Annotated in this window: 20 protein-coding genes; 8 read left to right on the top strand and 12 right to left on the bottom strand. The window is 62.7% G+C overall.

Features of this window, described 5'->3' with window-relative positions:
- Positions 1 to 5: 5 nt before the first annotated feature.
- Positions 6 to 728, top strand: a complete 723-nt coding sequence (locus tag ABIB66_RS22875; RefSeq protein ID WP_129276088.1) for a GntR family transcriptional regulator — start codon at positions 6 to 8, stop codon at positions 726 to 728.
- Positions 729 to 781: 53 nt separating this feature from the next.
- Here the strand turns inward: ABIB66_RS22875 and ABIB66_RS22870 are convergent, their stop codons facing one another.
- The 10 genes from ABIB66_RS22870 to ABIB66_RS22825 form a co-directional block, all read right to left on the bottom strand.
- Complete coding sequence (locus ABIB66_RS22870) at positions 782 to 2572, bottom strand: chloride channel protein (protein ID WP_354208843.1); 1791 nt, start codon at positions 2570 to 2572, stop codon at positions 782 to 784.
- Between the two features lie 2 nt (positions 2573 to 2574).
- Positions 2575 to 3549: a formylglycine-generating enzyme family protein gene (locus ABIB66_RS22865; protein ID WP_354255761.1), complete on the bottom strand. Its 975-nt coding sequence runs from the start codon at positions 3547 to 3549 to the stop codon at positions 2575 to 2577.
- Between the two features lie 3 nt (positions 3550 to 3552).
- Positions 3553 to 5196 (bottom strand): arylsulfatase, encoded by a 1644-nt coding sequence (locus ABIB66_RS22860; RefSeq protein WP_354208841.1) that lies wholly within the window; start codon positions 5194 to 5196, stop codon positions 3553 to 3555.
- Between the two features lie 32 nt (positions 5197 to 5228).
- On the bottom strand, positions 5229 to 5999 hold the full coding sequence (locus ABIB66_RS22855; protein WP_354208840.1) for a GntR family transcriptional regulator: 771 nt from the start codon (positions 5997 to 5999) through the stop codon (positions 5229 to 5231).
- 4 nt (positions 6000 to 6003) lie between these two features.
- Entirely contained in the window at positions 6004 to 7056 is a 1053-nt protein-coding gene (locus ABIB66_RS22850) for an ABC transporter ATP-binding protein (protein WP_206736250.1), read from the bottom strand.
- Positions 7053 to 7892, bottom strand: coding sequence for a carbohydrate ABC transporter permease (locus tag ABIB66_RS22845; RefSeq protein WP_354208838.1), 840 nt, complete (start codon positions 7890 to 7892; stop codon positions 7053 to 7055). Before ABIB66_RS22845 ends, ABIB66_RS22850 begins: the two co-directional genes overlap by 4 nt.
- Positions 7889 to 8824 (bottom strand): carbohydrate ABC transporter permease, encoded by a 936-nt coding sequence (locus tag ABIB66_RS22840; protein ID WP_354208837.1) that lies wholly within the window; start codon positions 8822 to 8824, stop codon positions 7889 to 7891. Before ABIB66_RS22840 ends, ABIB66_RS22845 begins: the two co-directional genes overlap by 4 nt.
- A gap of 3 nt (positions 8825 to 8827) precedes the next feature.
- Entirely contained in the window at positions 8828 to 10222 is a 1395-nt protein-coding gene (locus tag ABIB66_RS22835; protein ID WP_164988649.1) for an ABC transporter substrate-binding protein, read from the bottom strand.
- Positions 10223 to 10442: 220 nt separating this feature from the next.
- On the bottom strand, positions 10443 to 11177 hold the full coding sequence (locus tag ABIB66_RS22830) for an SDR family NAD(P)-dependent oxidoreductase (RefSeq protein ID WP_027519174.1): 735 nt from the start codon (positions 11175 to 11177) through the stop codon (positions 10443 to 10445).
- Positions 11178 to 11187: 10 nt separating this feature from the next.
- Complete coding sequence (locus tag ABIB66_RS22825) at positions 11188 to 12228, bottom strand: LacI family DNA-binding transcriptional regulator (protein ID WP_129276080.1); 1041 nt, start codon at positions 12226 to 12228, stop codon at positions 11188 to 11190.
- 192 nt (positions 12229 to 12420) lie between these two features.
- Here ABIB66_RS22825 and ABIB66_RS22820 point away from each other — a divergent pair, with 192 nt between their 5' ends.
- The 7 genes from ABIB66_RS22820 (at position 12421) to ABIB66_RS22790 (ending at position 19586) form a co-directional block, all read left to right on the top strand.
- Positions 12421 to 13722 carry an ABC transporter substrate-binding protein gene (locus ABIB66_RS22820; protein WP_354208834.1) on the top strand — a complete coding sequence of 434 codons (1302 nt, stop codon included), beginning with the start codon at positions 12421 to 12423 and terminating at the stop codon, positions 13720 to 13722.
- 62 nt (positions 13723 to 13784) lie between these two features.
- Positions 13785 to 14672, top strand: a complete 888-nt coding sequence (locus ABIB66_RS22815) for a carbohydrate ABC transporter permease (RefSeq protein WP_354255756.1) — start codon at positions 13785 to 13787, stop codon at positions 14670 to 14672.
- Positions 14673 to 14676: 4 nt separating this feature from the next.
- On the top strand, positions 14677 to 15504 hold the full coding sequence (locus ABIB66_RS22810; protein WP_354208832.1) for a carbohydrate ABC transporter permease: 828 nt from the start codon (positions 14677 to 14679) through the stop codon (positions 15502 to 15504).
- A 7-nt stretch (positions 15505 to 15511) separates the two neighbouring features.
- Positions 15512 to 16516: a zinc-dependent alcohol dehydrogenase family protein gene (locus tag ABIB66_RS22805; RefSeq protein ID WP_354208831.1), complete on the top strand. Its 1005-nt coding sequence runs from the start codon at positions 15512 to 15514 to the stop codon at positions 16514 to 16516.
- 6 nt (positions 16517 to 16522) lie between these two features.
- Positions 16523 to 17596, top strand: coding sequence for an ABC transporter ATP-binding protein (locus tag ABIB66_RS22800; protein WP_354208830.1), 1074 nt, complete (start codon positions 16523 to 16525; stop codon positions 17594 to 17596).
- Complete coding sequence (locus ABIB66_RS22795; protein WP_129276074.1) at positions 17593 to 18552, top strand: sugar kinase; 960 nt, start codon at positions 17593 to 17595, stop codon at positions 18550 to 18552. The genes ABIB66_RS22800 and ABIB66_RS22795 overlap by 4 nt, the downstream gene beginning before the upstream one ends.
- Complete coding sequence (locus ABIB66_RS22790) at positions 18549 to 19586, top strand: tagatose 1,6-diphosphate aldolase (protein ID WP_129276073.1); 1038 nt, start codon at positions 18549 to 18551, stop codon at positions 19584 to 19586. Before ABIB66_RS22795 ends, ABIB66_RS22790 begins: the two co-directional genes overlap by 4 nt.
- Before the next feature lie 234 nt (positions 19587 to 19820).
- Here the strand turns inward: ABIB66_RS22790 and ABIB66_RS22785 are convergent, their stop codons facing one another.
- Both ABIB66_RS22785 and ABIB66_RS22780 read right to left on the bottom strand, forming a co-directional pair.
- On the bottom strand, positions 19821 to 20534 hold the full coding sequence (locus ABIB66_RS22785) for a class II aldolase/adducin family protein (RefSeq protein ID WP_354255753.1): 714 nt from the start codon (positions 20532 to 20534) through the stop codon (positions 19821 to 19823).
- Complete coding sequence (locus ABIB66_RS22780; RefSeq protein WP_354255750.1) at positions 20531 to 21949, bottom strand: carbohydrate kinase; 1419 nt, start codon at positions 21947 to 21949, stop codon at positions 20531 to 20533. Before ABIB66_RS22780 ends, ABIB66_RS22785 begins: the two co-directional genes overlap by 4 nt.

Here is a 21949-nt window from a genome sequence, read left to right as displayed (position 1 = left end):
GCGAGATGGAATTGAATTCCGACAGTCACGTCCCCAAATACGCGCAGATTGCCGACATCTTCCGCCAGCGGATTGCGCGCGGCACCTGGACCCGCGGCTTTCGCCTGCCAGCCAATGAGGAGCTTGCGGCCGAGTTCGGGGTGTCGCGCGTCACGATCCGTCAGGCGGTCGAGCTGCTTGCCCGCGACGGCGTCATCGGGGCCCAGCAGGGACGCGGCACGTTTGTCACGGGCTCTTTGCGGCAGGATCGCTGGCTCAAGGTCGAGACTACGCTGTCGGACCTTGCGGACATGTACCGCGACACCTCGCCGGAGATCATCAACATCTCGGAAAGCCGCAGTGATGCGCCGCTGCTTCCCGAAGACGGCAAGCCGGCCGAGAAATACGTCTTTATGCGCCGCCTGCACTCACGCCAGAAGCAGCCTTACTGCGTCATTTCCATCTATCTCGACGAGAAGATCTTTCGCAGGTCGCCAAAGCGCTTTCGCAACGAGACCGTGATCCCGATCCTCAACGATCTCAGGGATCCCGCGATCGCCAGCGCCCGTCAGACGCTTACGATCGGTACCGCGGATCTCGAGGCGGCGCGGCTGCTTCGCGTGCCCCTCAACTCGCCCGTGGCCGAAGTCCGTCGTGTCTTCACAACCAGCGACCGTACAGTGATCTATCTCGGCGAGGTCACCTATCGCGGCGATTTCGTGCGTATCGACATGGACTTGCGGCCGTAAAAGCGCGATGCGGCTTTCCGGCCAGGTCATGCTCAAACCTGGACTTTGACCGTCTACCGGGAAAACAATTCCTGGTTCCGACGCTCGAGTTCTTCGCCATAGGTGCGCAGCACGTGGGATTCGCTTAGCGTTCCGATCGCTGTGCGACTGTCGCCGCGGTCAACGACTGCTAGGACGTCTGCCTCGCTGCGTTCGAAGGCTTTCAGGATCTCACGAACGGACGTAGTCGGAAGCAGGCATTCATCCTGTTGCTGCGCCAGCGATCCGAGCGGCTCGTCGTCCCGGTTGGCGACCGAATGCAGCGTCGCGGCCGGAACGATGCCGGCATAAGCGTCGTTGGGATCGAGCAGCACGACCTGCCGGACCAGCGCCGGCGAAAACAGCCTTTGCGCCTTGCCGATCGGCATCGTCGTCGGGGCGTTCTCGAAGTCCGTGCGCATCAGGGACGCCGCGCTCATTTGTCTGGCCCAGCCGATGTCTTGCGGGCCACGGATGACCTCGCCCCTCAAATGGAAGCGCCACGTCGCAAAGCTGTAGCCGAAAAGCTCGCGGACAATGAGCGCGCAGACCGATGATGCGACCACCGCGCCAACCGTGACGGAGAAGTCGCCGGTGATTTCAAGCGCGAGACAGACCATGCTGAACGGCGCGCCCAGCACGCCGGTGCCCAGCGCAGCCAGCGCGGCAATGGCAGCGGTGCCCGGTTGCAGGGCGAGCGTAGGAAGAAGGCCGGTCAGCACGATGCTGTAGAGCTGCCCGATCAGCGCGCCGAGCAGTAGTGAAGCGAAGAACAGACCGCCACGGAAGCCCGAGCCGAGCGAGATGGCTGAGGCAAGAATCTTGAATACGATAGTCGTGGTGAGCAGGAGCCAGGTCGGATTGCTGACGAGAAGGATCTGCATCGCGCCATGGCCGGCGCCCAGCACGGTCGGCGTCAGCAGGGCAAGACCGCCGAGCAGCAGGCCTCCGAGGATCGGCCGTACGAATCCCTTGAATACCGTGATGCGCTGAAAGCACCGTTCCGAGAATGCGACTGCGAGCATGACGATAATGCTGACGAAGGCGCAGATGACGCCGATCAGCACGGTTTGCCCGATCATCTCGACGGACACCGGTGAGGGGAAGCCGGGCACCATCAGGAACGACTGGTGCGTCAATTGCCGCGCGACCAGCCACGCAGTAACGGCGCTAGCGGTGACGGGAACAAGTGCCGCGGAAGTGTACATGCCCAGCACGACCTCGAAGGCGTAGAAGGCGCCGGCCAGAGGTGCAGAAAACGCAGCGCTGATCGCACCCGCGGCGCCGCAGGCGACCAGGAGCCGCATGTCGTTACGTCGTGCGGCGAGGCGCTGCCCGACATGAGAGCCGAACATCGCGCAGATCTGGGTGTATCCCGCCTCCAGTCCGACTGATCCACCGAAACCGTTTGAGAGCAGCGTCTGCATCGAAATCAGGAGGCTGCCGCGAAACGACAGCCGGCCGCCATAGAGCGCATTCGCCTCAATCGCGTCGGCGAGCTGCTGGCCCTTTACGCGTCGGGCGAAGTAGAGCCCGATCAGCGCCAGCACCAAGCCGCCGAGCATCGGGATCAGCAGTGTTCGCTGCCACGAAATCACGCCGGTGGCGCTGAGATGTGCGTCGACAGGAATGTCGAACAGCAGTGCGTGAGAGACCTGGCTGAGGCTCGAGATCGCGGCCACGAGCACGCCGCCGAGCAGTCCGACGACGATGGCGACCAGCACGAGGCCAGTCTCGCGATTGCGCACGAAATTGCGCAGGAACAACGGCAGCAGGCGGACGCCGGGCGTACCGGCCAGCTTCGCAGGATGAGGTGCCGACACCATAACTACGCCGGATCCCGCAACGGCTCGGTACGCACGACGCGGAAGCCGATATTGCTCGACGAGGAGTTGGGCGTATTGGAGCTTCGCGCCGCGACGCGGTAGCGGTTGCAGTAGGATTCCTGGCAGAGGAAGGATCCGCCGCGCATCGAACGGTTCGGAGCCGGTTCGCGGTTCAAGGGATCGTTAGATGTGGTGAGGCGGTGATAGCTCGGCGAAAAATAGTCCTCGCACCATTCCCAGACGTTTCCGGCCACATTTTGCAGACCGTATCCGTTTGGGGCGAATGCATGAACGGGCGCTGTACCAAAATAGCTATCATCCATGGTATTGCGGTCGGGAAAGTTGCCCTGCCAGATGTTGCAGCGATGCTCGCCGTCGGGCTGCAGCTGGTTGCCCCAGGGATAGGCGGCCTGGTCCAACCCGCCGCGCGCGGCCATCTCCCATTCCGCTTCGGTCGGCAGCCGCGTCCCTGACCATGCGCAGTAAGCCTGTGCGTCGTTCCAGGAGACGTGGACGACGGGGTGGTCGAGCCGGTCGAGAATGCTGCTCGCCGGTCCCTCTGGCTGTGCCCAATATGCGCGCAGCACCGCAAGCCACCATGGTGTCTCCTGAACGCGTGTCAATTGGACGGTGCGCGTCTCTTCCGGCAACAAGCCTTCAAAGACAAAACTCCAGCCGTAGCGTTCGGCCTCGGTCGTATAGCCCGTAGCGCGGACGAAGTCGCCGAACTGCAGATTGCTCACGGCATGACAGGCGATGGCGAACGGCGACAAGGTGACCGGCCGCACCGGGCCCTCGCCATCTTCGACAAACCTTTTGTCGGCCGAACCCATGTGGAAGGTGCCACCGAGCAATGAGCTCCAGCGGCGCTGGATCATCGTCGGACCAGGGGGGATAGCTCCTTGCGCCTCGCTGGACGGCGCCGACTCCTTGCCGGCGTCGCCTCGGGTGCAGCAATGTGAACGATCCCCGGTCATGAGTTATTTCTGCTTCTCTTCTTCCCAGAAGGCCGTGCCGCCTTCCGCCTTCATCAATTCGAGAATCTTCTCGCGCGGGATCACGCCGCAACGATTGGCCCATTGCTGATACTGCGCCGTCAACTCGCGGACGCGATCCGGATGTTGCGCGGCCAGATCGTTCATCTCGGTGCGGTCGGTTTCCATGTCGTAGAGTTCCCAAGGGCCAGGATATTTCCGCACCAGCTTCCACTTGCCGGTGCGCACAGCCGCATTGCCTTCGTGCTCCCAGAACAGCGGGCCCCGATTGCCATAAGCTGCCCCGAATGATGGCACCAGGCTCTCGCCCTCGCAGGGCAAAATAGTGTTGCCGTTGTATTCACTGGGGTAGGTGGCACCGGTGACGTCAAGAATGGTCGCCATCACGTCGGTGAGCTGGCTTGGATTGTGCCGCAGGCCGCCCTTTTCGGAGATGCCGCGCGGCCAGTGCACAATGAACGGCGTGGCGATACCGCCCTCGTGAACCCAGTGCTTGTAGAGCCGGAACGGGGTGTTGGAGAGATTGGCCCAGGCGGTGCCGTAGCTCTGGTAAGTGTCCTCGCCGCCGGGCATAAGGCTTGGATCGTTGCCGAAGCGCACCGGCCTGCCGTCGCGGGTCTTTGCCTGCGCGATCATGAGCTGGTCGACCAGCTCCTTCGCAGTGACGCCTTCCGGAATGTCCTCGGCGCAGGCGCCGTTGTCCGAGAGGAAGATGATCAGCGTGTTGTCCATCTGGCCGGTTTCTTCCAGCGCCTTCAGGATACGCCCGATGCCCTGGTCCATCCGGTCGATCTGGGCCGCGTACACCTCCATGCAGCGCAGCGTCCATTCGCGCTGCTCGGCGTCGGTCCACGCGGGCTGGGTCGGATCACGATCGGTGAGGCGCCAGTTCGGATGGATGATGCCGTCCTCCACGAGGCGCTTGAGGCGCTCCTCGCGTAGCTTGTCCCAGCCGGCGTCGAAGCGGCCCTTGTATTTTGCTATGTCCTCGTCATGGGCGTGGAGCGGCCAGTGCGGGGCGGTATAGGCGACGTACTGGAAGAACGGCGCGCCGGGCTTTTCCGCCCTGTGCTGACGGATGAAGGTGGCCGCCTGGTCGCTGATCGCATCCGTATAGAAGAACGACGGGTCCTTAACCGGCTCGTGTTCGATATTGTCGTTGCCGCGGGTTAGCGTATTCGGGTGATAGAAGCTGCCGGCACCGATGATGGTGCCATAGAAATGGTCGAAGCCGCGCTGCATCGGCCAGGCGTCGGTCGGCTCGGTGAGGCTGCTGGCGATATGCCACTTGCCGCTGAGATAGCTCGTATAATTCCTGCTCTTGAGCGCTTCGGCGATCGTCACGCAACTCTTGTTCAGATTGCCGGCATAGCCTTCCGGACCGTTGCTGTAGGTGAGGATGCCGATCCCGGTCTGGTGCGGATGCAGGCCGGTCAGCAGCGAGGCGCGAGACGGGCTGCAGCGCGCGGTGTTGTAGAACTGAGAGTAACGCAGCCCGTTCGCCGCAAGACGATCGAGGTTCGGCGTCTGGATCTCGCCGCCGTAACAGCCAATGTCCGAAAAGCCCATGTCGTCGTTGAGGATGAGCAGGATGTTGGGGCTCTCGGAAGTTTTGGCGCCATTCGGCATGTTTGTGTCCTCGTTTTTGGCGTGTGGCGATCTTAGTGGCGGCGCGTCAGGCTGATGCTCAGGCGGAAATATTTCGGCAGATAAACGGCGCGGAGAAGCTCCAGCGCCCGTCCGTCCTTGCTGAAGGTGACGCGCTCGATCGCGAGCAGGGGCGATCCGACCTTCACGCCGAGCAGTTTTGCGCTGCTGGCATCAGCGAGATCGGCGCTGATGGTCTGCTGCGCGTCCTTGATGGCGAAGCCGAGTTCGTCCTCGAAAACGCGATACATAATGATCGATATCAGATCCCGTTTCTCGAGCTCGAGACCGATGTCCGGCGGATAGAAGGCGTGCTCGATCGCGATCGGTGTGTCATCCGCGAACCGCAGACGCCTAAGTTGCCAGACGGCGCGCTCACGCAGCTGCTCGCGAACGGCGGGATCATGGCGGTTGGTCATACCCTGCTGCAGGATCTTTGCACCGGCCTGATAGCCAGCGTCGCGGATGGTTTCCGAAAAACCCATGAGGTGGCCGACCCAGTTTTCGGGCTGGTTCGAGCGCAGAAAAGTGCCGCGGCCGCGTGAGCGGTCGAACATGCCTTCGTTCACCAGCGGCGCGATGGCATTGCGGATGGTGATGCGGCTGACGCTGAAATGACGGCCGAGCTCGGCCTCGGTCATCAGGCGGCCGGTGGCGTCGATCAGCTTGCCGTCCCGAACCTGACTGCGAATGGACTCGCGAATCTGGACGTGCAGGGGCGTCGAGCCTTCCGCGACATCGCTGCCGAGCGGAGCGGACTTCTTCTTGTGGGTTTGAACAGCCATGGTGTCAGAGCCGCATGCGGGTCGTGGGATCGAACAAGTGAATGTCCTGGGGACGGGTGGTGATCGAGATGGTCTCGCCTTCGCCGGGGATGTTGCCGTCGCTGACGCGCATGCGGATCATGATGCCGGCGCAGTCGAGGTCGAGCACGGCGGTATCTCCGAGGTCCTCGATCAGGTCGACGCGCGCGCCGAGTCCGCCCTCCGTCATGCGCAGGGCGCCGGGACGAAACCCGACCACCACATCACGCTCGCCCGCGGTTGTGGTGGTCGTCTTGAGACGATGCCCGGCAATGATCACGTCGCCGTCGACATAGCGGGCGGGGACGAGGTTCATCGGGGGATTGCCGATGAAGCCGGCGATATCAATCGAGTTCGGGCGCGCGAACACTTCTGCAGGCGTGCCGATCTGCTGGATCTCGCCTGACATGAACACCGCCATGCGGTCGGCCAGCGTCATGGCCTCTTCCTGGTCATGGGTGACGTAGACCGCGGTGACGCCCAGGGAGCGCTGCAACTTCTTTAATTCGGCCCGGGTCTCCAGCCGAAGCTTGGCGTCGAGGTTGGAGAGGGGTTCGTCGAGCAGGAACAAGCGCGCCTTGCGCACGATCGCGCGGGCGAGTGCGCAGCGCTGCTGCTGACCGCCCGAGAGCTGGCCCGGCTTCCGGTCCAGAAGGTGGTCGATCTTCACTTTTCTTGCTGCTTCGTGCACGGCGGAAGCAATCTCGGCCTTCGGAAGCCTGGCCATCTCGAGTGGGAAGGCGATGTTCTCGGCGACGGTCATGTGCGGATAGAGCGCGTAGCTTTGAAACACCATGGCGATGTCACGATCGCGCGCGTCAGTCGAGGTGACGTCCTTGTCGTCGATCAGCACTCGGCCGGCGGTCGGCGCATCGAGACCGGCAAGGATGCGCAGCGTCGTGCTCTTGCCGGAGCCGGACGGGCCGAGCAGGGCAAAAAACTCGCCCGGCTTGATTTCGAAATTGACGCCCTTGAGCGCGGCGAACTCGCCGTGCATCTTGACGATGTTGCGAAAACTGACCTGACCCTGGCCGCTCATCGGCGCCCTCCGCCTTTGACTGCACCGACCGTCAGACCCTTCACGATGTGCTTCTGCGCGACTACTCCGAGCACGACTACAGGAAGCATGGCCAGGACCGAGACAGCTGCGAGCTTGGCCCACAGCGTCTGCTCGACGGAGACGAAGTTGAACATGGCGACCGTGACCGGACGCACCGTGTTACCGCTGAGCACGACCGCGAACAGAAATTCGTTCCAGGCATTGAGGAATACGAACACGACGGTGACGGCGATGCCGCCGCGGACCTGCGGGATGATGATGCGCCACAGCGTCTTGAGCCTGCTGGCGCCGTCGAGATAGGCGGCTTCCTCCATCTCGAAGGGAATGTCCTCGAAATAGGATACCAGCAGCCAGATCGCGAAAGGCAGGGAGAACGACAGGTAGATCAGGATGATGCCCTGATAGGTATCGATCCAGCCGATGTTCCGCAGCACCAAGAAATAGGGGATGATGATGCCGACTGGCGGCAGCATCTGTGTCGCCAGGACATAGAAGCCCGCGAACTTCTTGCCGCGAAAGCGCAGCCGCGCCAGCGCATAGGCTGCAGGCACCGCCATCAACATGGTCACGATAGTAGTGCCGACCGAGATGATGGCACTCGAAAGGAGGTTCGGGAGGATCGATCCGGAGCCGAACAGCACGTCGCGATAGGCCTCCAGCGTCGGCGAGAAAACCAGCTTGGGCGGATAGGCCAATACGTCGGAATCGGTCTTGAGCGAGTTCAGCACGCTCCAGATGATCGGGAACGCCCAGGCCAGCAGGAAGACCATGGAAAACGCGAGCAGGGCGATGGCGCGGAGGCGCTTTGCCGTCACTTTGCCCTCCGCAGAGCAAACAGGATGCCGGAGATGATGATGGTCACGATCAGCAGCGCCACCGCCAGCGCCGCACCGTACCCGATTGACAACTCAGTGAAGGATTTCCTGTAGGCGTAGAGGTTGAGGATCTCGGTCGCGGTCCCGGGCCCGCCGGCCGTGACGGTGAAGATCGCCGCGAACGCCGTCAGCGCCACCATCGTCCGCATGATGACGACCATCACGATCGCGGGCCGCAGCAAGGGCAGGGTGATGCGGCGGAAGCGCTGCCAGGCCGAGGCACGATCGAGCCGCGCGGCCTCATAGATGTCCTCGGGCAGTGAGGCCAGCGAGGCCAGCAGCACCATGAACGCGAACGGCGTCCATTGCCAGGTATGGATTGCGATCACCGAGACCATCGCAAGCGTGGGATCGCCGAGCCAGTTCTTGCTGCCGAGACCGGCGTGGATGGCGAGAAAGTCGACGATGCCGAATTCCGGCGCCAGCATGAAGGTGCGCCAGATCATGCCGACGACGGCCGGCGACAGCACGACAGGCAGGATCGCGATGACACGAAACCAGCCCTGGCCGCGCTTCATGTCCATGACCAGCAAGGCGAGCGCCAGCCCGATGATGACCTGGAGCGCGACGGTCGAGCCGGTGTAGACGAGGCTTACCAGCAGCGACGTCCAGAAGCGCTCGTCGGAGAGCAGCACCTGATAGTTCTCGAATCCGACGAAGCCGTTGGTGAACGGCATCGCCAGATCCATCCGGAACGCGCTGGTATAGACCAAGAAGAGCAGCGGAAACGTCGTCGTGGCAAGCAGGGCGAGAAATGCCGGCGCAAGCAAGGCTGCTGCGAACCGGCGCTCGCGCTGCGCCAGGATGCGGCCGAAATCGCTGCGAGGCGCCTCGCTCGCGATCCCGGCCGATGTCACCACTGTGGTCGCCATGGATCAGCCGCGCATCATCGGTTCGATGCGGCGCTGCGCATCGTCGAGTGCGGCCTTGATCGTGGCCTGGCCCGAGAGGGCCGACTGGATCGCAGTTGCCATGGTGTCGCCGATCGCCGGCCATTGTGGCACGCGCGGCCGCCAGTCGACGTCGGTGTCCTCCTGCAGGGCGCCCATCGTAGCCTCGACGAAGTTCTCACCAAAGCCGTTCATCAGCTTGATGTAGTCGGGATCCTTCCAGACTGAGGTGCGGTTGACGCCAGAACGCTTGGTCGGACCTGCAAAACGATGTGCGGTGCGGGCCTGGGTTTCGGCGCTGGCGGCCCACTGGATAAAAAGCCAGGTCGCCTTTCGCTTCTTTTCCGGCAGCGCGGAATTGATCGGGAAGCCCCAGTTCCAGATCGAGGTGGTGCGCTTGCCCGACGGGCCTTTCGGCCAGCGTGCATAGGCGACCTTGCCGATGACCCTGGACTTCTCGGGATTGTTGATAACGGAGGCCGAGGAATGCGCGTCGATGTAGCTTGCGACCGTTCCTTGCGAGAACGCATCGGCAATATCGGGCCAGTTCCAGTTCGCGGCCGCCGTCGGCGCGTACTTCTTCATGATGTCGATATACCAGGCGAGCGCCGCCTCGGCCTCGGGGCCATTGACGGTGAGCTTGCCGCCCTTCATCCAGTCGCCGCCGAACTCTCGAAAAATCGACGGATAGATGTACATGTTCTGGCCGGCACCGGCGACGCCGCGCAGCGCTGCGCCCCAGATGCGGTCGTTCGGCGTGTTCAGCGCCGCGGCGTTGGACATGTAGGCCTCTAACGTGTCGGCCGGCTTCAGGCCCTTCGCGTCATAGAGATCCTTGCGATAGACCTGAATGGTGACTTCGCCGTCATAGGGCATCCCGTAGAGCTTGCCGTCGATGCCGTTGGCGCTGCGCCAGGCTGGAATGATGTCATCAAGCTTGAACCAGGCCTGGTCGGTCAGCGACTTGTCGTTCAGATAGGTGTCGAGCGGCTCGACCCATTTGTTCGCGGCGTAGAGCGCGTAATACATGGGGTCGGCGGCGTGGGTCGCGTAGGTACCGGTCTTCGAGGTCAGGTCGATGACGCTCTTCTGCCGGATCTGCGCCGGGGGGATCTTTTCAAAACGGACATCAATGCCGGTCAGCGCCTTGAACTGAGGCGCCAGCGTGATCAGGTTTTCGAAGTAGCTCGCCGGGATAACCGCGACAGTGATTGTTTCGCCTGATACCTGCTGCCAATCGATCTTGGCGGACTTGTACGGCGCGAGGTCGGCATCCTGCGCGGCGGCCTGTCGGAGAAGAGTAGGTCCAAACGTCGCCAGAGCCGCTGCCGCGGTTCCGGTTTTGATGAGCGTTCGTCGCGTCGGCTTGAATGACGTCATACGGTCCTCCCGAAAATCCGGATTTTGCGCTCCGGTTAGTAAGGACATTTGCCGAAATGTTATAACAAGTCAACCGCGGCAAGGTTGCCACTCGTCGTTGCCATAGGACGTCATCTTGCGCGCCTCGGAACTGCGGCGCTCGCTTCCAGAGATGGTTTGAAGCCGACGATGAGCCGCTTGACGTATCCGTTGATGTCCAGCCGCCGGTGCTCGCGCGACGTCAACCTGCGAGAAACCCGCCATCCACAGCAACGACGGTACCGGTCGCATATTGCGACGCCGGCATGCAGAGGAACGCGACGGCGCCGGCAATATCTTCCGGCTGTCCCCACCGCTTGAACGCGGTGCGGTCGGCGATGCGCTGGTAATGCGCGAGATCAGTCCGGCCGGCGGCGTTGATCGCGGTCTCGATATAGCCCGGCGCAACTGCGTTGACGCGAATGCCCTCTTCGGCCCACTTCAAGGCGAGTGCCTTGGTCAACATCACGACGCCACCCTTACTGGCGCAATAGGCGGGGATACGCGGTAGCGCCAAAACCGCGTTCATCGAGGCGATGTTGACGATCGATCCCTTTGCCTCCGCAAGCAGCGCGCGAAAAGCCATGCAGGTCCGGAAGGTGCCGGTGAGATTGACATCGAGAACCTTCACGAAAGTCTCGATCTCGAATTCTTTGTCGCGGGCGAGAATCCCGGCGCAATTGACGAGCGCGTCGACCCGCTTGTACTTGTTGGCGAAGAATTTGACGGCCGCATCATCGGTGACGTCGAGCGTCCCGAGCGTGAGGCCCGCGCGCGGCTTGAGGAGTGTGCGGGCGAGATCGGCATCGTTGGCGCCGGTTGCGGTCACCGTCGCGCCGAGATCGCAAAACTGGTTGCTGATTGCTGCGCCAATGTCGCCGGCGCCCCCGATCACGATGGCATGAAAGCCGGAGGCTAGAGAGAAATTCAAACTCATCGGGACTGTCTCACTTCAGGGATTTTGGAGGCGGCGCCGTCGACTCGCGGACCACCAGTGAAAAGTCGATCTCGCGGTGCATGATGGTCTGCTCGCCGGCGAGGCTGCGCACCAGATATTCGCCGGCGCGTTGCCAGGTTTCTCCGGTCGGAACGTAAATCGTGGTCAGGCTCGGTCGCAGATGGCGGCTCCAGTCGAGATCGTCGAACCCAACGACCGACAGATCGCGTGGTACCGAAAAGCCGCTGCGTTCCGCCTCGAGCAGCACGCCGTAGGCGATGACATCGTTGCCGCACACTACGGCTGTGGGACGATCCTTGAGACCCAGGAGATAGCGCGCCGCTTCGCGGGCGTCGTCCAGCGTATAGGGCACCTCGACATGCCATTGCGACCGCAGTTCGAGGCCGCTCTCGGTCAGCGCGCGGCGAAAGCCGGCAACGCGAGCGCTGGCACGGTCGTTGTTGCGCTGGAGAGCCGAGACGATCCCGATGCGGCGATGGCCGAGTTCGATGACATGGGCGGCGGCGCGATGGGCGCCCGCTTCGTTGTCGGTGCCGACGCAAGGGTAGGGCCGGTCGGGCTGGTATATGCCCACATTGATGAACGGCACTGCGTTGTCCGCGAGCAGCTTGCGCAAGCCCTCGTGATGGCAGTCGCCGCGCAGCACCAGGCCGTCGACGCCGCGGCTAATCAGATTGCGCGCCTGCTGCAATTCGACGTCAAGATCGTAGCCGCTCGTCGTGAGGAACAGCATGTATCCGACCGACGACAGATAGTGCTGCAGCGAAGCGATGCCGCGCGCGAACATCGTGTTGTCGATGGTCGGCACGATCGCGCCAAGAGTGCGCGAGCGACGTGAGGACAGGATGCGCGCGGGCGCATGCGGGATGTAGCCGAGCGCGTCAATCGCCTGTTCGATGCGCACGCGCAGAGATGGGCTCACCGCATCCGGATTGTTGAGGGCACGAGAGACCGATGCGGTTGAGACGCCGGCGCGGGCGGCTACGGCGCGGATGCCATGTTTCACAGACTTGGCGTCGGTCAGTCCCATAAATGTAACGGTACATGTTGCACCGCAAACCCGGGCGGTGGGGGTAATCGCATGTATTTGCCGCAGATCACGCAGTTTGTCCATCGCTTGACACGGCGAGCGTGAGGTCTATTTTGTAACCGTTTTCAGATGTGCACGAACGTGTTCAAAATGGTCCGCCAGCTTAAGGCGGCCAGCCGGGAGGAGAGTCCAATGAAGGCCAGGATGCTCGCGACGCATCTCGCGTTGCCCGTTCTCGCGATCGCCGCTGTTGGCGCGCCCTCGCACGCCGCCGATTTCGACTGGATCAAGTTTAAGGGCAAGACCGTCACCTTTCTCGCCAACAACAATCCGGTCGCGCAGGCGCTCCTGACCTACAAGGTCGATTTCGAGAAGCTGACCGGCATGACCCTCAAGGTCGACGGTTATCAGGAACAGCAGATGCGCCAGCGTCTGGTGACCGTCATGAATGCGAACAGCGACGAGGTTGACGTGTTCATGACGCTGCCCTCGCGCGAGGGCGAGCAGTTCGCCGCCGCCGGCTGGTATGCCGACCTCACCACGATGGCCAAGAACGAGGTGGCCAAGGACTACGATCCGGCCGGGCTCAGCCAGGCCCTGCTGAAGGCCGCGACCTTCAACGGCAAGCTCACCAGCATGCCGATGAATCTCGAAGGGCCGATCTTCTATTACCGCACCGACATCTTTAAGAAGTGCGGTCTCGAGGCGCCGAAGACCATCAAGGACGTCGAAGCCGCCGCCGAAAAGATCAAGACCTGCGACAGCGCGGTGACGCCGTTCGTCTCGCGCGGCCTCAAGCCCGCGGTCGCCTACACCTTCAGCAACATGCTGCACAATGTCGGCGGCACCTATATCGCCGACGGAAAGTCGAACCTGTGCTCCGCCAAGGGCAAGGAAGCGCTCGAAACCTATAGCCGGCTGCTGCGCGACTTCGGTCCGCCTGGCGTCGTCAATTACAGCTTCCAGCAGATTTCGGCACTCTATCGCAGCGGCCGCGCCGCAATGGCGTTTGAATCGTCCAACGAGCTTCGCACCGTCATGGACGGTGGCGCGCGGTTGAAGGACACCGGTCTTCTGCCGTTCCCGGCGGGTGAGGCCGGCCAGGTGCCGACCACGATCGGCTGGGGCATGGCGGTATCCTCGCACAGCAAGCAGCCGGATGCGGCCTGGTATTTCGTGCAGTGGGCGACCAGCCCCGAGGTGCAGAAGAAGATGGCGCTCCAGGGCATTGCCCCGCCGCGTCCATCGGTCGCCAAGGATCCCGAGTATCGTAAATGGATCGATGAGGAGCCGGTGCGCAAGGAATGGCAGGCCGCTCTCGACGTGCTCGCCACCAAGGGTTCCTCCGAGGTCGGCTATCCCATCGTCGCCAATCCGGAATCGCGCGAGTTCATCGGCCAGGCGGTGCAGGACCTGATCCTCAAGCAAAAGCCGATCGACCAGGCCTGCGCGGATGCCGACAAGGCGCTCGATGCGCTGATCGCCCAGAAGTAAGGACTTCATGCCGGCAGGCTCGCTGCATGCCGGCATTTCTCCCCACCTGAGGACGCGGACGGATGTCTGACTCGGCTGCGACACTCACGCAGGACCGGCAGAAGCTGGAAATGGCGGCGCTTTCAGCGCCGGCCGTGATCTTCACGGTTGCGATGATCGCGTTTCCGGTCGTCTATACGATCTGGCTAGGCTTCCAGACGTTTTCCTCGACCGGCAAGCAGTCCTTCGCAGGGCTTGCCAATTATTCCAAGCTGATCTCCGATTACGAATTCTGGCAGGGGCTGTGGATCACCATAGCCCTCTTCGTGCTGTCGCTAGTGCTGCAACTCGTCTTCGGCGTCTGGCTGGCGTTGGTGCTGTTCCACGCCAAGCGGCTACCGGGCATCGTGCGCTCGTTGTTCATTTCGCCGTTCATGATGCCGCCGGTGGTCGCCGGCATGATGTGGCTGGTAATCCTCGATCCCTCGCTGGGTGCCGCCAACTATGTCTTGCAGTCGTTCGGCCTGCCCTCGTCGGACTGGCTGGCCTCGCCGTCCCTGGTCATTCCGACGGTGGCGCTGATCGACAGCTGGCAGTGGACGCCTTATGTCGCTCTGATCGTGCTGGGCGGGTTGCAATCCCTGCCGCCGAGTGTCTACGAGGCTGCCCAGATCGATGGCGCATCCCCATTCAAGACGTTTCAGCGCATCACGCTGCCGCTGCTGCTGCCGACCATTGTCACTGCCGCGATCCTGCGCAGCGTTGATCTCCTGCGCTTCTTTGACATCATCTACATCACCACCCAGGGCGGCCCGGGCAACGCCTCGAACACACTCAACATTTATGGGTTCCGGGTCGGTTTCGAGTTCTTCAACATCGGCTATGCCAGCGCCCTGATGCTGACACTGACGGCGATCGTGTTCGGCGCCGTGCTCGCCTTCAACCGCCTGCGCGGCGCAGTGGTGTGGTGATGTCATGAACGATGCCGCCAACACCGACCACTGGATCCGCTGGCTCAACACGGTGCAGCTCGTGCTCGCCGGCATCATCATCATGGCGCCCACGGTCTGGATGGTGCTGTCCTCGTTCAAGCCGTCCTTCGAGGTCACCGCCTATCCGCCGACGCTGGTCTTCACACCGACGCTGGAGAATTACGCCGAGCTGACCAAGACCACGCCGTTCCTGAGTTATGCGCTCAACAGCCTCATCGTTACCGTCGGCTCGACCTCGCTCGGGCTGCTGTTCGGGATTCCCGCCGCCTTCGCCGTCTCCTGGACCCGGATTACGTGGCCGGCAATCCTGACGCTGGCGGCGCGCATGGCGCCCGGCACGCTGTTCCTGCTGCCGTGGTACGTCATGTTCCGGCAAATCGGCATGATCGGCTCCTACACCGCGTTGATCCTCAGCCACGCCGTCATCACGCTGCCGATCGTGATCTGGGTCTTGCTGCCGTCGTTCGATGCCATCCCGCGCAGTGTGTTCGAGGCTGCGCAAGTCGATGGATGCAGCGTCACGCGCATTCTCTGGCGCATCGCGATGCCGCTGGTGGCGTCGGGCGTCGCGGTCTCGGCGATCCTCGCCTTCGTCTTCTCGTGGAACTACTTCCTGTTTGCGCTGGTGCTCTCCAACGGCGACACCAAGACGCTGATCGCGGCGGCCTTCAACTTCATCGGCGAAGGCTCGACGCAATGGGGCGCCCTCATGGCCGCGGCGACGCTGATCGCCTTGCCGCCGCTGGTGCTGGCGGCCCTGGTTCAGCGCTGGCTGGTGTCCGGACTGACGCTCGGCGCGGTGAAAGGCTAGGTATTTGATGAATATGTCTCCCCACTCGAATTCGATCATGCAGGCCGCGGTCTTCCACGGCGGCGACCGAATCACCATCGAGCGTGTGGCGATGCCCGAAATCGGCGCCGGCGAGGTGCTGGTCCGTGTCTCGCGAACGGCGCTGTGCGGCTCAGACTTCAAGCTCTGGCACAAGGGCGCCGAGTTCACCGCCGGCCACGAGATCTTCGGCGTCGTCGAGCAGCCAGGCCACAGTCTGCATGGCCGCCGCTGCGCCGTCTACATTCCCTTGCACTGCGATCACTGTGCCGCCTGCAAGCGCGGCGATACCCAGATGTGCCTCGAGGTCTCCAGCCTGATCGGCTGGAACAGGCCGGGCGGCTATGCCGAATACGTGCCCGTGCCGGAAAATTGTTTGCTGCCGGTACCCAATGATATCGAGGACAGCCTCGCGCCGCTGTTGCTCGACACCATCGGCACATCCGGCCACGCCGTACGGTTCGTCAGCCGCGTGGTGCCGGCGAACGAGGCCGGTCCGGCCCTCGTGATGGGGGCGGGGCCTGTCGGTCTCGGCGTCGTGCTGGCGCTTCGCGCGCTTGGCTACAACGACATTCATGTCGCCGATCCCAATGCGGCGCGGCTGAAGATCGCACAGTCCTTCGGCGCGAAGGCGCACCCGGTCGGCGACACCTCGAAGCGCTTCGCGCTCATCATGGAATGCTCAGGCGCCCATGCGGCGCGCAATCTCGGCATCGAGCTCGTGTTGCCGCGCGGCGCGCTGGTGCTGGTCGGCGAGAACGCCGCGCCATGGACCATCGAGGAGGGCAAGGTATTCCGCCGCAAGGATTTTTACATGATCCGGACCTTCTACTTCCCTGTCTCGGATTTCGAGCAGAATGTCGAGCTGCTGCGCAAGTACAAGGACGAATACCGCGTCCTCGTTGACGGCGAGTTCGGTCTTTCGGATCTCCCTGAAAACTTCGCGCGGTTCGCCAACGGCGAGCTGATCAAGCCTGTGCTGGCGCTGGACTAAGCGATCATGGCCTCGATCTCGATCCGCAATCTCACCAAGCGCTACGGTAATTTCACCGTGATCCCCGATCTCAATCTAGAGATCGCGGACCATGAATTCGTGGTGTTCGTCGGCCCATCCGGCTGCGGCAAGTCGACCTTGCTGCGTATCATCGCGGGCCTCGAGCCTATTTCGGGTGGAGACCTTTACATTGGCGACAAGCGCGTGAATGGCGTGCAGGCGGCCCAGCGCGATATCGCGATGGTGTTCCAGGATTACGCGCTCTATCCACACATGCGAGTCTACGACAACATGTCGTTTGCGCTGGAGCTGCGGGGAACGCCGAAAGCGGAAATCGACGCGCGGGTGAAGCGCGCCGCCGCGCTTTTGCACATCGAGCCTTATCTCGACCGCAAGCCGAAGGAGCTGTCCGGTGGCCAGCGCCAGCGCGTCGCCATGGGCCGCGCCATCGTGCGCAATCCCAAGGCGTTCCTGTTCGACGAGCCGCTGTCCAACCTCGACGCCAAGCTGCGCGGGCAGGTGCGGGCCGAGATCAAGGCACTCTCGCAGCAGTTGAAGACCACCATGGTCTTTGTCACCCATGACCAGATCGAGGCCATGACCATGGCCGACCGCATCGTGGTGCTCCAGAGCGGCACGATCCAGCAATACGACACGCCGGAGACGGTCTACGAGCGACCCGCCAACCAGTTCGTCGCCGGCTTCATCGGCTCGCCCGCCATGAATTTCTTCGCGGTCGAGTGGCACGACGACTGCGCAATCCTCTCGCAAGGTGGTACGGCGGTGCCGGTGGACGGCGAGACCGCGAGTAGTCTGCGACGGGCCGGCAATGCCTTACTCGGCATTCGTCCCGAACATTTCACTGTCGCCACCAATGCTGCCGATGGCATTGCCATCGAGGTCAAGCTGGTCGAGCCGCTCGGCTCCGATACGCTAATCCATTTTGATCTCGCCGGTATCTCCGCGATCGCGCGGATCGACCCGTCGCTGCGACCGAAAGTCGGCGATCGCCTCGCGCTGCGCCCGCAGCCTGGCAAGACGCATCTGTTCGATGCCACCAACGGACAGGTCCTCCGGTGAGTACGTCAGCCAACATCGGCGATCTCTTGGCGCTAGCGGACGTCGGGTCCAAGGCCAGGCCCGTGCACGTGATCTGCCTTGGGCTCTCTGCGCTTGACCAGGTTTGGCGCGTCGATCGGCCGTTCGCGGGTGGAAGCGAGAAGATCAAAGCTGCCGCGTACGGCACGCTGGGCGGCGGCATGGCCGCCAATGCGAGCGTGGCGGTGGCGAAGCTCGGCGCGTCCGTCGCGTTCTGGGGGCGGGCAGGGAATGATGCCGCCGGCCACGAGATGAAGTCCGCTTTCGCCGCCGAAGGCGTCGACGTCGAGAATTTCCGGTTGTTTCCCGATGGCCGCTCCTCTGTCTCCGGAATTATCGTCGACAGCAGCGGCGAGCGGCAGATCGTGAACTTCCGCGGCCTTTTTCCTGAATCCGCGGATTGGCTTCCGCTCGAAGCAATCGGCCGCGCATCCTCCGTGCTGGCCGACCCGCGCTGGGTCGAGGGCGCCGCAACGCTGTTCCGCGAGGCGCGCTCGCGCGACGTTCCGACGGTGCTCGACGGCGACATGGCCGATGCCGAAGTGTTCGAGCGGCTGCTGCCCTTAACCGATCACGCCATCTTCTCCGAGCCGGCGCTTGCCGCCTTTGCCGGCTCCGCCGATGATAAATCTCTCGCAGCCCTCGCTCGCTTCGGCTGCCGCGTCATCGCCGTCACGCGTGGTGAGGGCGGCGTGAGCTGGTACCAGAACGGCCAGCTGCAGCGGCAGGTCGCCTACGCCGTCGAGGTCGTCGACACCACAGGCGCGGGCGATGTTTTTCACGGGGCCTACGCGTTGGCGATCGGCGCCGGCCTGGACGTGCGCGCCGCCGTGGCTTTTTCGGCAGCGACGGCCGCCATGAAATGCCGCCACGCTGGCGGCCGCAACGGAATCCCCGACATCAACGAGTGTCTTGCATTCATGAGGACGAAGCCATGAGAACGATTGGAAAGAACCGCGGCCTGGCGCGGCTTGCTGACGCGGACGGCCATTTTCGAATGGTCGCGCTGGACCAGCGGCCGCCCTTGTTCGATGCCATCGCGAAAGCAAAAGGCATCACGCGGGACCAGGTCGAGTATTCCGACGTCACGGCGGCCAAGCGTCTTCTGGTCGAGAATCTCGCGCCGCACTGCAGCTCGATGCTGTTCGACCCGAACTTTGCCGTGCCCGCCGCGATCGATCTGCTGCCGCCGCGCTGCGGCCTGATCATGACTCTGGAAGAGCACCGCGTCGAGGAGACCGCGGGCGGTCGCAAGTCGCGGGCCATCACCAACTGGAGTGTGGAGAAGATCCGCGCCATGGGCGGTGACGCGGTCAAGGTGCTGGCCTGGTACCGGCCAGACGCCGATGCCGCGGTGAACGAACACCAGAAGAAGTTCGTGCGCGAGATCGGCGAGGACTGCGCCCGCCACGACATTCCCTATGTTCTCGAGCTGCTGGTTTATCCGTTCCTGGGCAGCGTTGATCACACCGCTGATTACGTGGAATCGCCGGGCAAACTTCCCGGTCTGGTCATCGACAGCGTGCGCGAGTTTGCCAAGCCCGAATATGGCGTCGATCTCCTCAAGCTGGAGAGCCCGGTCGCGGCCAACGGCCTGCCGGCCAGTGACGGCAGCGGGGCAGCCAGAGCCGCGCAGATGGAGTTCGATGCAATCGGCGATATCTGCCGCGAGCGCAACATTCCTTGGGTGCTGCTGTCGGGCGGCGCTGCGCCGGCGAAATTCGAACGCGTGCTCGACTACTCTTATGCTGCAGGGGCGAGCGGCTTCCTGGCGGGCCGCACGATCTGGCTCGACGCCGTTCTAAAGAATTTTCCGGATCGCGCCGCGGTGTCTGCAAGTCTGCGCAACGACGGTCTCCACGTGCTCGAACGGCTCAGCCAGCTGACCACGGCCAAGGGCACGGCCTGGAAACCGCGCTATCCTGTGTTCACTGATATCAAGCAGGAGGGCGACTTCGCGCGCGCCTACTGAGCACGCCTATCGAGAAAGCATGTGAGGTCTTGAAAGAGGATGGATAAGAAATGCTCAGACGGTCGGATGCGGACTGATAAGGTTTGGTCGCAAAGCTTATCAGTCTGACGTGATCTTCGCTTCCGCCAGTCGACCGGCAGCCATTATCAGCCGAACGCCGGTCCCCGACCATAGCCTAGCCCGTCCCTCGTACATGGTTGAGTTTCCAAGCAAAGAACTTGGTCGCAGCCACCATCAATGTGCTGCCCGTTTCGACCCCGGTAATGCGCGCGGAACATCGCCGACGTCGTCAAGGTCAGGCGCCTGGCCGTATCCCATGCGTTTCATCTGCTCATGTACCTGCGCCATGTCAGCGTCGCTGAGGCGCGGCGGCTCGCCGATGGCCAAGGCATGGACATACATCTTCGCCAGCGTCTCCACTTCCACGGCGAGCCAAAGAGCCTTTTCGAACGTCTGGGCGGCCACGAGCAAGCCGTGATGGCCAAGCAGGCAGGCGTTGCGATCTTCGAGTGCCTTGAGAGCGTAGTCTGATAGTGCCTGCGTGCCGAAACAAGCATATGGCGCACAACGGACATCGTTGCCACCTGCAACTGCGACCATATAGTGGAAGCAGGGGATGCCGCGCTCGTGAACGGCGAGAGTTGTGCTGAAGGTCGAATGCGTATGGAGCACGACGTTGACGTCCTCGCGTGCTCGCAGAATATCGCGGTGAAAGCGCCATTCGGATGAAGGCCGATGGTTGCCCTGGTAATTCGCGGCAAAATCCATCGCAACAATATCTTCTGGCTGCATCCGATCATAGGGCAGGCTGGTAGGCGTGATCAGCATTCCGCTTGGAATCCGGTGCGAAAGGTTGCCGGATGTGCCTTGATTGAGACCGTTTCGATTCATCTCCCTGCAGGTGTCGACAATGCCTTGGCGGAGATCGGTATGATTACGGTCTGTCATAAAGCGGGCTCCGAGAAAGCGATCCAGGACTGGTAGGCGGCGGAAAGGCCGCGCGGGTCGACCCCATCGCTGCTGAGTGATGTGACGGCTTCAAGTACCACGCTCGAAACCGGCAGAGTACGCGAGAATCGCCGCCACAGCAGCGCGGCGCCAAGCGCCGTTCCGTGCGGGGATTGACTCACCCAGACGCTCTGTGAATGTCGCAAGGTTGCAAGGCAGCGGGCGAACGGCAGGTTTGCCGCAAAGCCACCATCGATGACGATGCATTTTGAGCTCTCAAGCGCATCGAGACAGCGGCTTGCGCTGAATGCTGCGTAGAGCACCGCCAACGCCTGCCATTCGGCGGGCGTTTCGGGGGGCGGTCCGGTGACCCGTCCGCGGCCAGCTGCGCCCGGAAACAATCCATCATCGCTGATGAAGGAGGGGAGCGCCAGGGTTGCCTTCGACAGCAGGGCCGACAATGCGGCAAGGACGGCTGCATCAGAAGCACGATGTTCCCCGCGGATCAGGTCGTATTCGCGACCAGTTGCGATCAATGTCGAAGGTGCATTCTCGCCATCGACATCGATATTGAGCACCATCGCGCGCGCGCGATCGAGTTTGTCCAAGGAGAGGCCGCGCTGAAATCCGATCATCCAGGTGCCGGTCGATAGGATCGAGGCATCGGCCATGCCGGCGGCCTTGTAGCGAAACAAGTTGGCATTGGAATCATGCACGCCGCAGAGGATTTCGGTCGATTGCGCCAGGCCGGTGCGCCTCGCTACGGACTCCGAAACCATCCCTAGCACCGCGCCGGCAGCGACGCTTACGGGCAGCAGATGGCTCCAACCGCGCTTGCGCATAAGAGAGGAAGGCTGATGGAGGACGAGGTCCCAGATATGGCTCTGAGCCGCGAGCTGCGAGATTTCACCGGCCGCACGTCCGCCAAGCCGCAAGGCGAAAAACTGCGCAGTGGTCAAATAGGTGTTCGCGCGGGCGAATTCGAGGGGATACGCGCTTTCCTGCCAAAGCAGCTGCTTTCCGAGCCGCATCGCGCCTCCGATTCCGCAAAACACCTCATCGTAACCGGGCGCGATCCGGGCATAGGCTTCATCGATTTCGGGCGGACAGACGGCATCGTAGTCCATCATCGGCAGCACTGGCGCATCGCCATCGACGAGAACCGCGCCGCATCCATGCGCAGCCACGATCACGGCGCCAATGGTATAGCGTTGAGACACGATGGCAAGGGTAGCGAGAAACCATTCCTCTACCCCGGCAAGATCACAGGCGAGGTAGGGGCCCTGAGTCATCGGCACGTTCGGAATCGTATGTGTTTCGAGGGGCCAACCGTCGTCACTCGCCACCAACAGCTTGAGACTGGTCTTGCCAATGTCGAGAACCGCGATAGTGGTCGAGACGATCGAACTCATCAT

The sequence above is a fragment of the Bradyrhizobium sp. F1.13.3 genome (genome assembly GCF_040548265.1).
Taxonomy (GTDB): domain Bacteria; phylum Pseudomonadota; class Alphaproteobacteria; order Rhizobiales; family Xanthobacteraceae; genus Bradyrhizobium.
Note: the sequence above shows the minus strand (reverse complement) of the source record. Positions and strands in the feature narration are given on the sequence as shown.